Below are 302 nucleotides of genomic sequence, written 5' to 3'. Positions count from 1 at the left end.
CGTCGTTGTCGGCCGCCCAGGCGCGGACCTGGGGGTGCTTGTGCGGCGAGAAGTTGTCGGCGATGACATACAGCTTCTCGCTCGGCCAGCGGGCCCGTAGCGTCTTGAGGAAGGACACCACCTCACGCCGGCGTTTGCGGGTGCGGATGCGGTAGTAGAGCTTGCCGGTGGCCAGGTCGAGCGCGGCGATCATGTGCATGACGCCGTTGTAGCGGTTGTAGGTGGCCCGCAGCCGGGCCGGCGACCCCGCCGGACGCCACCGCTTGCCCCTGCGCGGCATCAGGTTCAGCGGCCCGAACTCA

General features: G+C 69.2%; 1 protein-coding gene. It reads right to left on the bottom strand.

Translation table 11 applies throughout. The features are described from left to right. A partial coding sequence (locus tag FLX08_RS40225) for a transposase (protein WP_208762003.1) occupies positions 1-302 on the bottom strand: 302 nt, incomplete at both ends.

The organism is Microbispora hainanensis, from assembly GCF_006874475.1.
In the GTDB taxonomy this organism is placed as follows: domain Bacteria; phylum Actinomycetota; class Actinomycetes; order Streptosporangiales; family Streptosporangiaceae; genus Microbispora; species Microbispora hainanensis.
This window is presented reverse-complemented; position numbering and strand designations above follow the sequence as displayed.